This is a genomic window from Streptomyces sp. CB01580, assembly GCF_001905795.1.
Lineage (GTDB): Bacteria > Actinomycetota > Actinomycetes > Streptomycetales > Streptomycetaceae > Streptomyces.
In genome coordinates, this window is sequence record NZ_LIXJ01000017.1 from 91,265 (window position 1) to 104,948 (window position 13,684).

The 13,684-nt window shown below is 71.5% G+C and carries 12 protein-coding genes; 3 read left to right on the forward strand and 9 right to left on the reverse strand.

The window, feature by feature from the left end; genetic code table 11:
- Positions 1-78 precede the first annotated feature (78 nt).
- The 8 genes from AMK22_RS23600 to AMK22_RS23635 all read right to left on the reverse strand — a co-directional run bounded on the left by AMK22_RS23600 (position 79) and on the right by AMK22_RS23635 (position 8,856).
- On the reverse strand, positions 79-1,398 hold the full coding sequence (locus AMK22_RS23600) for a methylaspartate mutase (RefSeq protein ID WP_073788046.1): 1,320 nt from the start codon (positions 1,396-1,398) through the stop codon (positions 79-81).
- Positions 1,395-1,844, reverse strand: coding sequence for a cobalamin B12-binding domain-containing protein (locus tag AMK22_RS23605; protein WP_073788047.1), 450 nt, complete (start codon positions 1,842-1,844; stop codon positions 1,395-1,397). The genes AMK22_RS23600 and AMK22_RS23605 overlap by 4 nt, the downstream gene beginning before the upstream one ends.
- Entirely contained in the window at positions 1,844-3,127 is a 1,284-nt protein-coding gene (locus AMK22_RS23610) for a decarboxylase (RefSeq protein WP_073788048.1), read from the reverse strand. The genes AMK22_RS23605 and AMK22_RS23610 overlap by 1 nt, the downstream gene beginning before the upstream one ends.
- Complete coding sequence (locus tag AMK22_RS23615) at positions 3,124-4,662, reverse strand: AMP-binding protein (RefSeq protein WP_073788049.1); 1,539 nt, start codon at positions 4,660-4,662, stop codon at positions 3,124-3,126. Before AMK22_RS23615 ends, AMK22_RS23610 begins: the two co-directional genes overlap by 4 nt.
- Before the next feature lie 137 nt (positions 4,663-4,799).
- Positions 4,800-6,407: an AMP-binding protein gene (locus AMK22_RS23620; protein WP_073788116.1), complete on the reverse strand. Its 1,608-nt coding sequence runs from the start codon at positions 6,405-6,407 to the stop codon at positions 4,800-4,802.
- A gap of 34 nt (positions 6,408-6,441) precedes the next feature.
- Complete coding sequence (locus AMK22_RS23625) at positions 6,442-6,693, reverse strand: phosphopantetheine-binding protein (protein ID WP_073788050.1); 252 nt, start codon at positions 6,691-6,693, stop codon at positions 6,442-6,444.
- Between the two features lie 115 nt (positions 6,694-6,808).
- Entirely contained in the window at positions 6,809-7,744 is a 936-nt protein-coding gene (locus AMK22_RS23630) for an ACP S-malonyltransferase (RefSeq protein ID WP_073788051.1), read from the reverse strand.
- Between the two features lie 194 nt (positions 7,745-7,938).
- Positions 7,939-8,856, reverse strand: a complete 918-nt coding sequence (locus AMK22_RS23635; protein WP_073788118.1) for a proline iminopeptidase-family hydrolase — start codon at positions 8,854-8,856, stop codon at positions 7,939-7,941.
- Between the two features lie 636 nt (positions 8,857-9,492).
- Between AMK22_RS23635 and AMK22_RS23640 the strand changes: the two genes are divergently transcribed.
- The 3 genes from AMK22_RS23640 to AMK22_RS23650 all read left to right on the forward strand — a co-directional run bounded on the left by AMK22_RS23640 (position 9,493) and on the right by AMK22_RS23650 (position 12,357).
- Complete coding sequence (locus AMK22_RS23640; protein WP_073788120.1) at positions 9,493-10,725, forward strand: cytochrome P450; 1,233 nt, start codon at positions 9,493-9,495, stop codon at positions 10,723-10,725.
- Positions 10,726-10,903: 178 nt separating this feature from the next.
- The gene (locus AMK22_RS23645) at positions 10,904-12,139 is read left to right on the forward strand and encodes a cytochrome P450 (RefSeq protein WP_073788052.1); all 1,236 of its coding nucleotides are present in this window, start codon (positions 10,904-10,906) and stop codon (positions 12,137-12,139) included.
- A 26-nt stretch (positions 12,140-12,165) separates the two neighbouring features.
- Positions 12,166-12,357 (forward strand): ferredoxin, encoded by a 192-nt coding sequence (locus tag AMK22_RS23650; RefSeq protein WP_073788155.1) that lies wholly within the window; start codon positions 12,166-12,168, stop codon positions 12,355-12,357.
- A 232-nt stretch (positions 12,358-12,589) separates the two neighbouring features.
- On the opposite strand, the gene AMK22_RS23660 is transcribed toward AMK22_RS23650, so the two are convergent.
- Positions 12,590-13,471 carry an SDR family oxidoreductase gene (locus AMK22_RS23660; RefSeq protein WP_073788053.1) on the reverse strand — a complete coding sequence of 294 codons (882 nt, stop codon included), beginning with the start codon at positions 13,469-13,471 and terminating at the stop codon, positions 12,590-12,592.
- Between the last annotated feature and the right edge of the window lie 213 nt (positions 13,472-13,684).

The following is a 13,684-nucleotide window of genomic DNA, read 5'->3' on the forward strand; positions in this document are numbered from 1 at the left end:
CCACTTCCGGCCGTCACCGTCGTCACCGTTCTCCGCCTTTTTCCTCACCGTAATGACGCCCCCGAAGGGGCCGTACCCTTAAGCACCCCTAAGCAGGGAGTCGTTCGACCCAGCTGTTTCCAAGGGGACTTGGAGGTCGAATGAACGCCTCACGTAGGACAGGGAATCGAGGAGTTCCGCGGCGGTGACGGCATGTGCCGGACGCACGTCGGCGACACCGGTCAGCGGCATCCTCCCGACATCCGCCCAGCGCAGCCGGCCGTCCGCCGCGATGTAGCTCCTGCTGCGTCCGGCGTTGTCCGGGTGCAGGCAGTAGGGGACGTCCAACCGGCCTTCGGCGAACGCCTTCAGCAGTGCGGCGCCGGGGTCGTCGTCCAGGTTGAGCACCGCGTCGACCAGCGCGTACGCCTCGGCGTACGTCTCCGTCGCGGTGCCGTCCAGCGGGGCGCGGGCGGTGCGCGCGGCGGCGTCGGCCGCGTGTTCCAGGGCGGCGACGTTCTCCGCCACCGTCGGGATGCGCCGGGATTCCGCGACGGTCTTCACGATGAGGCGTTCCGAGCCGCTCGCGACGGTCAGTGCGGCGGCTTCGGCGAGCAGTCGGCGGGCCCCGTGCTCCGTCTCCGGGAACAGTCCCATGTAGGCGTAGACGACGACGTGCCATTCGGTGTCCGGGAGGAACCTCGCGCACAGGCTGCGCAATGCGGCCACCGCCTCGGCGTCCTGACGCGGATGCGTCTGCTGGGCGTAGCTCACGGAAATGCTCCGGATTCCGTGTCGCCGGAAGAACAGCGCCTCCAGCACGCTGATCGCCACGAGGAGCCCGGACGGGCAGAGCTGACCCAGCATGCAGCCGCCGAAGGTCTCCAGATGCGGTTCCGCGCCGCTCGTCGTGCGCAGGGTGGCGAGCAGTTCGCAGGACTCGGACCAGTGGGCGACGGACTCGCGCAAGGGGACCCTGCCGTACGGCAGGCAGTAGGAGACCGGCCCGCCCTCCGACGCGTCGAGTCCCACGGCCATCAGTGCCCGGAAGATGTGCTGGGGTGCCGCCGAGCCGTGCCGTACCTGCACCGGGAAGGCGGGGCCGTGGATCCCGTCGAGGACCCGGCCGGTGGTGGTGGTCTCGTGGCTGGCCAGCGGATAGCCGTTGAGGTCGGCGCCTTCGAGGACGGCGAGCTGCGCCGACTCCAGGTCGCCGACCCGGGTGTAGCTGTCCAGGGTGAGCGTGCCGACGGTCGTCGCGGCGGCGTCCCGGGTGGCGAGCAGCCCGGTCCGCATCCGGTCCGGGTCGCTCATGCCCATCCGGGGCTGTACCACCAGCCGTCCGGCGTCGTGGGCCCGGCGCACGAACGCGCCGAACCCGGCGCCGGACGCATCGGGGCCCGCCGGGGCAGCGGTCACACCAGGGCTCGCTGGGGCAGCGCGTCGAGCATTCCCCGGAAGACGGTGACGCCTTCGGCGCTGTCGTCGAAGACCGCGTCGTAACCGGCGGCGCGCAGCGCGGTCGTCTCCGACTCGTCGCAGGGTCCGGCGATGCCGAGCTTGCCGCCGATGACGACGGGTACGGCGGCGAGCGCGGGGTGCTCGCGCAGCCGGGTGACCGTGCGCATGCCGTCGTGGTAGCCGTGCCCGTTGACGCTGCTGATCACGACGAGGGCGGGGTCGTGGGACACGGCCTCGCGGATCAGTAGGTCCTCGGGCACGCAGGGGCCGAGGTTGACCACACGGTGGCCGTGCTCCTCGATCAGGAGCTGGAGGTAGACCAGGTTCCAGGTGTGCGAGTCGGAGATGCCGCCGGCCACGAGCACGGGCCGGTCGCCGGGGGCGGGGGTGGGGACGTCACTCATCACAGGGCCTGTCCGTGTTCATAGGTTCGGATGTGCTGGATACGGGAGACGGAGACGAGGTCGTCGCCGCGGACGACGATCTCGGCGGGAGCGGGCCTGCCGAGGAACATCAGCAGGCTGGCGGTGGGTCCGTAGGAACCGGCGTTGGGGACGGTCAGCAGGTCCCCGGGGGCCGGGTCGGGCAGCGGGACGGCCCGGCCGAGCAGATCGCCGGGGGTGCACAGCGGTCCGGCGAGGTGGGCCGGGGTGCCGTCGGTGCCGACGGACTCGTGCGGTTCGACGGAGACCGGCAGGATGCGGCCGAGGCCGGACATCCCGCCGAAGGTGTTGATGCCGGCGTCGAGGACGGCGTAGCGGGTGCCCCGGCTGTCCTTGACGTTGACAACGGTGGTGAGCAGGGAGCCGCTGTCGGCGACCAGGTAGCGGCCCGACTCGCAGGCGATGCGCGGGGCGCCGTCCCGCCAGCCGGGGAAGTGCTCGTCGAGCGAGGCGGTCAGGGCGTCGCGCAGTCCGCCGTAGGCGGGGCGGTGTCCCTGGACCGCGTACGGGGCGGCGAAGCCGCCGCCGATGTCGACGAAGCGGAACGGCACGCCGAGGGCGTCCCGGAGCGCGGCGGCGGTGGCGATGGTGTGCCGGAACTCGGCGACGAGGCTCGCCTCGTCCTTGGCGTTGCTGAGCGGGAAGAAGTGGAGTCCGGCCAGGGTGGTGCCGGGCACCTCGCGCAGTTCGGCGGCGAGCCCGGGCAGGGTCTCGCTGTCGAAGCCGAACTGCGAGGGCACACCGGTCATGCGGATGCTGGTGGCCGCCGCCCCGGTCGCGTTGTTGACCCGGATCAGGCAGTCGGCGGTGACGCCGAGCCGTACGGCCGTCTCGCCGACGCGCCGCAGATCGCCGAGGGATTCGACGGAGAACATCCGCACGCCCCGGGTCATCGCCTCGGCCAGTTCCCCGGTGGTCTTGCCCGGACCGGTGTACAGCACCTCGCTGCCGTCGTACCCGGCCCGCAGCACGGCGTCGAGTTCGCCGACGGAGCTGATCTCCGCTCGACAGGCGCGGGTGTTGCGAGTGTCGCGGGCGTTGTGGGAGCCGTCGGTCCCGTGGGCGGCGCCGGTGCGCAGTTCGCGCAGGATCTCCGGGTGCGGGTTGGCCTTGGCCGCGTAGAACACGGCGACCTCGTCGGGCAGTGCGGCGAACAGGTCGTCGCGCGCCGCCGCGACCCGGTCCAGGTCGTAGACGTAGGCGGGGGTGCCGAAGCGCCGGGCGAGTTCGGTGGGGCCGGTCACGGCGTGGACGTTCCTTCCGGGTTCTCCAGGATGTGGACGAGCCGCTTGCGGTCGTGCTTGCCGTGCGGGGTCAGCGGCAGTTCGTCGACGACGCGGCTGACCCCGGGCACCTTGGCGGGCTCCAGTCGCAGGGACAGCTCCCTGAGCAGGACGTGCGGGTCGATGTCGCCCTCGGCGAAGACCGCGAGGTCCCGGCCGGGGGCGGGCGGCAGGACGGCGGCGGCGCGGACGCCGGGGATGTCCGTGGCGGCGGCCTCGATCTCGGTGGTGCTCATGCGGACGCCCTTGTGCTTGAACATGTCGTCCCGACGGCCCTCGTAGAACAGGAATCCGTCCTCGTCGACGTGCCCGAAGTCGCCGGTGTGCAGGCGTAGTCCGCCGTCGGGAGCACGCCGGAAGGCACGCCCGGTCTGCTCCGGCGCGCGCCAGTAGCCCGGCATGACGTGCGGTCCCTCGACGACGATCTCCCCCGTCCGCCAGGGCGGCAGCGGAGTGCCTTCGTCGTCGACGACGAAGGCACGGGTGCCGGGGAGCGGCCGGCCGACCGATTCGGGCTTGGCGTCCTGGTGTTCGGGGGGCAGCACGGAGACGCGTTTGCACTCCGTCTGCCCGAACTGGGTGATCACCTCGGCGCCGGGGAACGCCGTACGCAGCCCGTCGGCGGTGGTCTTCGGCAGCGCGGCACCGGTGTTGGTGAACATGCGGACGGAGGATTCCCGGCGCGGTTCGCGTTCGGCGAGCGCGCAGATCATGGTGGCCAGGGACGGCACGATGGGGACGACCGTGGCCCCGGTCTCCCGGATGCGGCGCAGCAGCGCCAGGTCGGACTCGCCGTCGGCGAGCACGAGGCTGCTGTGTCCGGCGGCGGTGAGCAGCACCTTGTAGAGGCCATAGTCCCAGGAGATGGGGAAGCGGCAGAAGACCACGTCGTCGGGCCGGTAGCCGAGTTCGAGGTTGATGGCCTCGGTCGCGAAGACCATCCGACCGTGCGGGCAGACGACGGCCTTGGGGGCTGCGGTGGACCCCGAGGTGTAGACGAGGACGGCGATGTCCTCGTGGCCGACGGGACCGCCGTCCCCGCGCGCCTCCATCTCGCGCAGTTCGGTGATCTCCTGCCAGGTCCTTTCCAGGCCGTGCACGGGGATCCCGTCCGCGAGCGCGGCGACGCGGTCGACGGCGGGGTCGGTGACGATCACCAGCGAGGGTTCCGCGTTCTCGACGACCGCGCGCAGGTGGTAGCCCTTCATGCCGGTGTTGACGGGGACGAGGACGGCGCCCCGGCGCGCCGTGCCGTACAGCAGGGCGACGAGTTCGCGGGTGCTGGGCAGCTGCACCAGGACCCGGTCGCCGTGCCCCACACCCTGTGCCCCCAGCCAGGCGTCGACGGCGTGGCTCCGGGCGGTGAGCTCCCGGTAGGTCCACTGCCCGGCGCTGTCGGCGACCGCCGTCGCATCGGGGTGTTCGGCGGTGGCCTCGTCGAGCAGGTCGTGCACCAGGGCGTCGATGCGAGCCCGCGTTGTCGTTCGACCGTTCACGGCGGTTCCTGCCGTCCTTCCTGTCGCCCCCATCGCTTCTGTCGCTCCCGTAGCCCTTGTTGCTCCTGTTGCTCCTGTTGCTCCTGTTGCTCCTGCGACGGTGGCTGTGGCTTTTTCTGTCGCTGCTTTCGTTCCTGTCACTGCGCCTCCTGCCGTCCTTCGCCCCTGCTCGCGGACCCGGCGGGCCGCCGCCGCAGGGCTTCGGCTCGGGAGGTGAGCTCCCTGCGGTCCGTCTTGCGGTTCGTGTTGAGCGGGAGCGCGTCCAGATGGTGGTAGGCCCGGGGGACGACCGCGGCGGGCAGCAGCTCCCGCAGGTGACGGGCGAGCCGGGCGGGCGGTACGGGGGCACCGGTGTGGAAGACGGCGAGTTCGGCCGTGCCGTCGACGGGGACCGCGACGGTCACCGCGTCCTCGACGCCCGGACAGGCGCGCACGGCGGCGTCGACCTCGGCCAGTTCCACCCGTACGCCGTGCACCTGCGCCTGGGCGTCCTGACGGCCGAGGTAGAGCCAGCCGTCGCGCTCGGTGCGGCGGACCCGGTCGCCGGTGCGGTAGAAACGCTGCCCGTCCCGTTCCAGGAAGCGCCCGGCATCATCGGCCGGATCGAGGTATCCGGGCGTCAACTGCGGCCCTGCAATGCACAGTTCGCCCTCTTCGCCGACGTTCGGCGAGCGCTCATCGGTGCTCGGCGAGTCGCCGCCGCTCGGCGAGCCGTCGTCGGCCAGCAGCAGTACGCGGTGCCCCCGGTGCACATCACCGATCGGAACCATGTCGTGCGGGTGCTCCCGGCCGGGCCGCCACCGGTGCGCGCTGACGGTGATGGTGAGTTCGGTCGGCCCGTAGAGGTTCTCCAGCACGGTGCCGGGGGCGGCGGCCATCCAGTCCTCGGCGTCGCGGCGGCTGAGCGCCTCCCCCGCGAAGAAGCTCCGGCGCAGCGACGGCAGGGCACCGGGCGCGAGCCCGCCGGTGCGCCGCACCAGCGTGATCGCGCTGGGCGTGGAAAACCACACGGTCAGCCCCTGCTCGGCCACGAACTCCGGCAGGTGCGCGTAGGCGCGCGCGGGGACGGGGACGACGGTGGCCCCGGCGCCCCAGGCGCAGAACAGGTCGAAGATCGCGCAGTCGAAGTTGAGGTCGAAGGTCTGCGAGAAGACGTCCCGCGGACCGAAGTCGTAGCGCTCGTCTAGCAGCGCGAAGTAGTGCGCGGTGTTGGCGTGGGTGACCGGTACGCCCTTGGGCCGGCCGGTGGATCCGGAGGTGAACAGCACATGGGCGACGTCCGCCGGGCGGGCGGGCATCGGCGCCTTGAGCGTGCTGTCGGGGTCGACGGGAATCACCGGCATCGGCTGTCCGCCCGGGGCGAACAGAGTGGGCAGCCGGACACCGTTCTCGTGCAGCGCGGTCAGCGCGGGCAGGGCGTCGTCGTCGGCGATCAGGGCTCCCACCCCGGCCGCCTCGATCATCTGCCGGGTGCGGGCGACCGGGAAGGCCGGTTGCAGGGGTACGACGACGGCACCGCTGTGGAGACCGGCCAGGAGAGCCGCGTACGCCGTCGGCCCCTTGCCCGCCAGCACGCCGACGGCGGGCGGCCGGCCGGGGAAGCCGGCGAGCAGCGATCCGGCGAGCAGCAGGGCCCGTTCGTGCAGTTCGCGGTAGGCGACAGCGGCGCCGTCGATCCGCAGCGCGGGCCGCTCGGGCGCCAGGGCCAGGCCGCGCAGGAACCGTCCGGACAGCGTCCCGTCCATGGTGGGATCGGTGGGATCCACGGTGGCCGCCCCGTCAGCTCGTGGTGCGCTGGAGCATGCCTTCGACGGTCTCCCACAGCACGCCCGCGGTACGGAAGGTGTCCATGGTCAGCGCGCTGTCGAGGAAGCGCACCTGGTACGTCTCCTCCAGGGTGCCCAGCAACTGGACCGTGCCGAGGGAGTCCAGGCCGAGGTCCTTGAGCTCGGTGTCGGCGGTCAGCGGTTCCTGCGGGGGCAGGAACGGCAGGAAGGTGCGGAGTATCTCTTCGAACCGGTCGTCCCACATCGGGTGTGCCTCCTGCTGATCGTTCGGTCGGGTACAGGCCGTGCCCGGACGGGTTCGTCCAGGTGCGTTCAAGTTCGTTCGGGCCCGGGCGGGTTCAGGCAGCGCGCGGGCGGGTTCAGGCGGCGCGCGAGCGGCGCCGGGGCGTCATCGCGAGGCGGGGATGTGCTGCGACGACGTCGAAGGTGCGGGTGGTGAGGGGAACCCGGCCGAAGAGGCTGTCGGGCCCGGCGACGCACAGCCGTCGCACGCCCGCGTCCCGCAGTGCCGTGACGACACTCGGCCAGTCCATCGGGTGGTCGAAGCCGTCGAGCAGCATGGTGCGCAGCTCCGCACCGGTGTGCAGCAGCCTGCCGTCCTGGTCGGCGACGACCGGCAGCGCCGGGTCGGTGAAGGTGTGGCGGGAGACCACCTCGCGTTCCGCCCTGGCGCGCAGCGGGGCGAACGCTGAGGCGTGCATGGGGGGCCGCATGGTGTACAGGGGGAGGCTGCCGATGGCGCGGAGCCGTTCCCGCATCCACTCCACGCGCCGCTCGGCCAGGGAGACCATCCAGAAGTCCTCGTCGACGCGGCAGGAGATCTCGTGCCACTCCCCCGCGTCGTCGAGTTCGGCGAGGATCGCGTCCAGTCCCTCGCGCGGGGCGCGGGCGAAGGAGAGGGTGACGACGTCCTGGTGGTGGTCGGCGAAGTAGTCGTCGAGGCAGCGCGCGATCCCGGCGGTCAGCCGGACGGCGTCGGGCAGCTCCAGGGCCCCGGTGTAGGCGAGGGCGGCCTTCTCGCCGAAGCTGGGGCCGGCGACGATGTCCGGTTCGACGCCCAGGTGGTCGCGGGCCCAGTGGGCACAGGCCAGGCTGTTCACGAAGAAGGCGACCTGGGCCGCCTCCGAGTAGTCGCCGTCGGCGCACCGGAAGGCGTCCACGAGCGAGTAGCCGAGCGCCTCGTCCGCGACGGCGACGAGTTCCCGGGCATAGGGGCTGGCGACCATGAACCGGCCCACCTCGGAGAACGGGACGGGTCCCATGCCGGGGAAGACCAGAGCGGTGTCGTACGCCATGGCGGTGTCCCCGCCCCCTTTCGCAGGTGCCGGCAGCGTGCGGCGGCCGGTGTCGTGAAGTACCCGTTGTTCCGATGTGCTGTCACAAACCTTCTGTCGCAGGCCGTCTGTCGCAGGCCGTCTGTCGCAGGCCGTCTGTCGCAGGCCGTCTGTCGCAGGCCGTCTGTCCCGAGCCGCTGTCACGGGTCGAGCTGTCACAGGCCGTCGAGGAACCCGGTCACGACCTCGAAGAACCGTTCCGGTTCTTCCAGGTGCGGCAGATGGCTGGACTCCTCGAAGATCTCCCAGCGGGCGCCGGGCACGCGCTCGTGGTAAGGCCGGACGACGTCCGGGGTGGCCTCGTCGTGACGGCCGCTGATGAGCAGTGTGGGCGTGCGGATGGTGTGCAGGTCCTCGACGATCGACCAGTCCTTCAGGGAGCCGATGACGTGGAACTCGTTGGGCCCGTTCATCGCGTAGTAGACGGTCGGGTCGTTGTAGATCTCCATGAAGGAGGAGAGGAAGTCGCGGGGCCACGGGGTGAGGCGGCACACGTGGCGCTCGTAGAAGACCCGCATGGCCGCCAGGTACTCCTCGCTGTCGTACGTGCCGTCCGCCTCGTGCCGCAGCAACGCCTGTTGCACGTCCGGCGGCAGATCGGCGCGCAGCCGCGCCATCTCCTTCAGCCAGACGGGGTACGAGGCGGGCGCGTCGGCGACGACCAGGCCCCGCAGTCCGGGCGGCCGTCCCATGGCGTGCCGGGCGCACAGCGGGCCGCCCCAGGACTGCCCGAACAACACATAGTCATCGGCGACGCCCAACTCCCGTACGAGGTTGGCGAGCTCGTCGAGGAACAGGTCGACGGTCCAGAACTCGGCCCCCTTGCCGGGCAGATGGGTCGATCCGCCGTTGCCCAGCTGGTCGTAGTGGACGACCGGCCAGCCGTCCTCGGCGAGGCGGGCCAGCGGCAGCAGGTAGTCGTGCGTGCTGCCGGGCCCGCCGTGCACGACGACGACCGCCGGACGGCCCGCGCCGATGTCGCCGGTCACCCGGTACCAGGTCCGGTACTCCCCGAAGGGAATGGTGCCCTTGGCGCTGGGGACGAGCCCCTTCGCGCTGGGTTCCGGGGACACGCTGATCACCTCTGCTCGGCTACGGGGCGCGGCGGCCGTCCGCTCACGGGGGTCGGGCCGGACCATGGAGCGCGGAGTGCGGAGCGCCGGGCGCGGGCGCCGGACGACCGTGCTTCCGCCGTGGTCCGCTGCCGACGCTAGCCGCCGCCCCGGCGTCCGACGGACCCCTAACCGCCCCTACGGGCTGTCCCGTCATCCCTGACAGGCGCCCGACGATGCGGGCGCCCCTCCGTCTTGCGACGCATCGCATCCGACGCCGTGCGCCGATCCGCCACGGATTGCGGGACAGCCCTTACGACCTCGCCCACGATGGGCAGTGGGAGAAGGAGCGGCGTCCGGGGCCTTCGAATCCAAGGCGGAGGAGGGATTCGGATGGGGTCTCCCCTGCTCGAAAGCAGCTGAGAGCTCGGGGAAGGAGCGTCGGCAACCGACGACAACGCCGGAGGCGCAGATCCCGGACGCCGCGACGCCGCTGACCATCGTGGGCGAGGTCGTTAGGGGCGCCTAGGGGTGGGCCACCCCCGGCCACGCTGCCTAGCGTGCGGGAGACGGCCGACCGCGCCGCACCGGCGCCGAGCCCGGAGCCCTTCCCGCGGTGTCGGCGTGCCCCGCTCCCTCCCGCGTGAAGAGGACATCATGACTGCACCTGCCGAAGCGGCCGACGAGGACGCCATCCCGGAGTTTCCGATGCGGCGGGGCTGCCCCTTCAGCCCTCCCCCCGCCTACGCCGAGCTGCGCGAGACCGAGCCGGTCTCCCGGGCACGGCTGAAGGTCAACGGCAAGCGGACCTGGCTGGTCACGCGGCACGACCTGTACAAGAGCCTGCTCGGCGACTCGCGGGTGAGCGCCAACCTGAAACTGCCGGGCTATCCGCTCCAGGTGCCGGTGCCGGAGGAGACGCTCCAGTCGGTCCCGCTCACCTTCCTCTCCATGGACCCTCCGGATCACACGGTCCAACGCCGCATGCTGGCACCGGAGTTCAGCGTCCGCCGGATGCGCGAGCTGCGCGCCCGGGTGCAGCAGATCGTGGACCAGCAGATCGACGAGATGCTCGCCAAGGGCACTGGCGGTCCGGTGGACCTCGTCACCGCCCTCGCGCTGCCGGTTCCGTCCCTGGTGATATGCGAACTGCTCGGCGTGCCGTACGAGGACCACGCCCGGTTCGAGAGGTGGGCCTGGGCCATCATGAACCACGAGGTCAGCGACGAGGACCGGGGCCTCGCCCACTACGAGCTGGACCACTACGTCGACGGTCTGGTCACCGCGAAGGAGAGCGAGCCCGGCGACGACATGATCAGCCGGCTGATCGCGTTCAACCGGCAGACTCCGGCGGTGGAGCACTCCGACATCGTCAGCATGTCCAAGCTGATGCTGGTGACCGGTCACGAGACCACCGCCAACATGATCGCGCTGGGCGTCCTGGCCCTCCTGGAGCACCCGGAACAGCTGGCCGCCGTGCGCGAGGAGCCGGAGCTGATGCCGCGCGCCGTGGAGGAGCTGCTGCGCTTCTTCTCCATCTCCGACGCGGGCACGGCGCGCGTGGCCATGGAGGACATCGAACTGGGCGGAGTCACCATCCGCACAGGCGACGGCATCCTGCCGCTGAACAACGCCGCCAACCACGACGAGCGGGTCTTCCCCGCCCCGGACCGGCTGGACGTCCGCCGCGAGGCGCGCAGCCACGTGGCCTTCGGTTACGGCGTCCACCAGTGCGTCGGCCAGAACCTGGCCCGGATGGAACTCGACGTCGTCTACTCCACGCTGCTGCGACGGATACCGACACTGCGGCTGGCCGCGCCGGCCGAGGAGCTGCGGTTCAAGGACGACGCCATGGTCTACGGCCTGTACGAGCTGCCCGTCACCTGGTGACGGCGGCGGACCGCACCGCCACACGCACCTCTCCCCCACCAACCGAACCGCCGTCCGTCAGCCCCTCGGCTCGTGGGCCCGTCGGCCCGTGCACCCGTAGCCCGACCGCCCAGCCGTCCGACCGCCCAGCCGTCCCTCAGCCCAGCAGTCCGTCAGCCCGCCCGTCCGAGAGGCAACCATGACCCAGTCCGCCGACCCGGCGCCCGAGACCGCGTCGCCGTATCCCCGTTTCCCGATGCGGCGCACCTGTCCGTTCAGCGAGCCGCCCGAGTACGCCGGACTGCGCGCGGACGAGCCGGTGTCGCGCGCCGAGCTGAAGGTGAACGGCAAGCCGACCTGGCTGGTCACTCGGCATGAACACGTCCGTCAGGTACTCGGTGACCCGCGGGTGAGTTCCAACTTGAAACGGCCCGGCTACCCGCACCAGTTCCACATCTCCGAGGAGATGCTGGCGCACGTCCGGCTGATGCTGTTGTCCATGGACCCGCCGGACCACACCGCCCAACGACGTATGCTGATACCGGAGTTCACCGCGCGCCGGGTGAAGGAGATGCGCCCGCGCATCCAGGAGATCGTCGACGAACGCATCGACGCCATGCTGGCCTCCGACGGGCCGGTGGACCTGGTCACGGCCCTGGCCCTGCCGGTGCCGTCCCTGACCATCTGCGAATTGCTGGGCGTCCCCTACGCGGACCATGCCCAGTTCGAGGCGTGGTCCGCGGCGATGATGAACCACGATCTCAGCCCGGAGGAGTACGGGGCCTCGGTGCAGGCCCTGGACGCGTACCTCGACAAGCTCGTCACCCTCAAGGAGACCGAGCCCGGCGACGACCTGATCAGCAGGTTCCTGGACAAGAACCGCACCGAGCAGGTCGCCGATCACGTCGACGTGGTGACCATGGCGCGCATGATGCTGGTGGGCGGTCACGAGACGACGGCCAACATGATCGCCCTTGGTGTGCTGGCGCTGCTGGAGCACCCGGACCTCCTGGCCGAGCTGCGGTCGGACCCCGCGCTGCTGCCCAACGCGGTCGAGGAGCTGCTGCGGGTGTTCTCCATCTCCGACTCCGGCACCGCTCGGGTCGCCGTCGAGGACATCGAGGTGGGCGGGGTCACCATCCGCGCCGGTGAGGGCATCCTCGCGCTGAACAACGCCGCCGACCACGACGAGACCGTCTTCCCCGACCCCGGCACCCTCGACCTCCGCCGCCAGGAGGCGCGCAGCCACCTGGCCTTCGGATACGGGATCCACCAGTGCATGGGGGCGAACCTGGCCCGCGCGGAGCTGGAGATCGTGTACGGCACCCTGCTGCGCCGTGTCCCCGGTCTCCGGCTGGCCGTGGCTCCGGAGGAACTGCGTTTCAAGGACGACGCCATGGTCTACGGCGTCTACGAGCTGCCCGTCACCTGGTGACGGCCGATCCGATCGGATTCCCTGCCATGCGTGTGACCACCGACTACGACCGGTGCGTCGGCTCCGGCCAGTGCGCGTTGCTCAGCCCCGAGGTCTTCGACCAGGACGACGACGGCCTCGTCCTCGTCCTCCAGGAGAAGCCGGTGGCAGCGCTGCACGACAGCGTCCGCCGCACGGCGGACCTGTGCCCGTCGCGCTCCATCCGGATCCACGACTGACCGAGCCGCAGCCAGGGCCCCTGGACCGCCTCCCGGCGCACGCCGCGGCGGACCAGGGCTTCCTCGGTCCCTCGGATGCGGACCGTTTCGTGGCCCGGTACGACGAGGCCGTACGTACCGGGCGCTTCACCTACGCCGTGTCCTTCCTCCTGACCGCCGGCACGCTTCCGCGAGAGGACGGCGGGCCCGGACGGATCCCGCCGTCATTCGCCTGACCGAAGCCGACGGCCGGTCACCCGCCTGGCTGGTCTCGCTCGACAGGGCGCGGTCCGGCGAGGGACTCGGCCTGTTCGAGGAAGAGCGGAAGCCACTGTTCGTACGTGGTGTTCGCCACGTACCGCAGGGCCGTCTCCGCGTCCTTGCCGACAGGGGTGTGCAGCGGTGTGTCGGGGTCGTCGACGGCCGCGAGGATCGCCTCGGCCACCTCGCCGCAGTCCCCGGCGCCCTCCTGAACACGGGTGAGGAACCGCGCGATCCATTCCTGGTCCGCGGTGTACGGGCCGGCCTCGGACGGCTCCGGCAGGGCGGCCCGGCCCACGGTGTCGCGATGGATGCGGGAGGCGAAGCTGCCGGGTTCGAGGCACACCACGCGAATGCCGAAGGGGCGTACCTCCGCCGACAGGGCCTCGCTGAGGGCACCGAGGGCGGCCTTGCCGGCGGCGTAGAACCCGCCGTGCGGCACGGCGAACGTCCGACCCGCGAGGGAGGAGACGTTGACGATGACGCCGCTGCGGCGGGCACGCATGGCGGGCAGCACCGCGCGCACGGTGCGCAGTGGGCCCCAGAGGTTGGTCTCCATCAGCATGCGTGCCTCGTCGAGCGGCATGTTCTCGACGGGGCCGGTGCGGTCGACGCCCGCGTTGTTGACGAGCACGTCGACAGGACCGTGCCGTTCCTGCACCTCGGTGACCGTGGCGATGACGGAGGCGTCGTCGGTGACGTCCAGCCGGGGCACGTCGAGGACGAGGTCCTCGGCCCGGGCGCGCCGGAACAGTTCGTCGGCGGTGGCCGGATCGCGTACGCAGGCGTGGACGCGGTCTCGCCTGCGGGCGAACGCCAGCGCGGTCTCCAGGCCGATACCGCTGCTGCAACCAGTGATGAGGACGGATGTCATGGCCGTACCGACCGCTTTCCGAGGTGTAGAGGGTCCGGTTGTCCCCGTGCGAGTGGGGGGAGGAAGGCGGTGGGAAGCCTACGGACGTGCCCCGGCGCCTTCAGCCCCTACGGCCCCCTACCCCTGCCCACGGCCTCCCCCGCCCGCGGTCCCGCACGGTGCCCGGCCGGGCTCGCGCTCAGCCGAAGGCGGCGCGGAAGCGGTCGCGCAGGC

What these genes read in the sequence shown, in the direction of transcription:
- AMK22_RS23605 (WP_073788047.1), bottom strand. Translation starts at nt 1,844, where the DNA reads ATGAGTGACGTCCCCACCCCCGCCCCCGGCGACCGGCCCGTGCTCGTG.
- AMK22_RS23620 (WP_073788116.1), bottom strand. Translation starts at nt 6,407, where the DNA reads ATGGACGGGACGCTGTCCGGACGGTTCCTGCGCGGCCTGGCCCTGGCG.
- AMK22_RS23625 (WP_073788050.1), bottom strand. Translation starts at nt 6,693, where the DNA reads ATGTGGGACGACCGGTTCGAAGAGATACTCCGCACCTTCCTGCCGTTC.
- AMK22_RS23630 (WP_073788051.1), bottom strand. Translation starts at nt 7,744, where the DNA reads ATGGCGTACGACACCGCTCTGGTCTTCCCCGGCATGGGACCCGTCCCG.
- AMK22_RS23640 (WP_073788120.1), top strand. Translation starts at nt 9,493, where the DNA reads ATGACTGCACCTGCCGAAGCGGCCGACGAGGACGCCATCCCGGAGTTT.
- AMK22_RS23645 (WP_073788052.1), top strand. Translation starts at nt 10,904, where the DNA reads ATGACCCAGTCCGCCGACCCGGCGCCCGAGACCGCGTCGCCGTATCCC.
- AMK22_RS23650 (WP_073788155.1), top strand. Translation starts at nt 12,166, where the DNA reads ATGCGTGTGACCACCGACTACGACCGGTGCGTCGGCTCCGGCCAGTGC.
- AMK22_RS23660 (WP_073788053.1), bottom strand. Translation starts at nt 13,471, where the DNA reads ATGACATCCGTCCTCATCACTGGTTGCAGCAGCGGTATCGGCCTGGAG.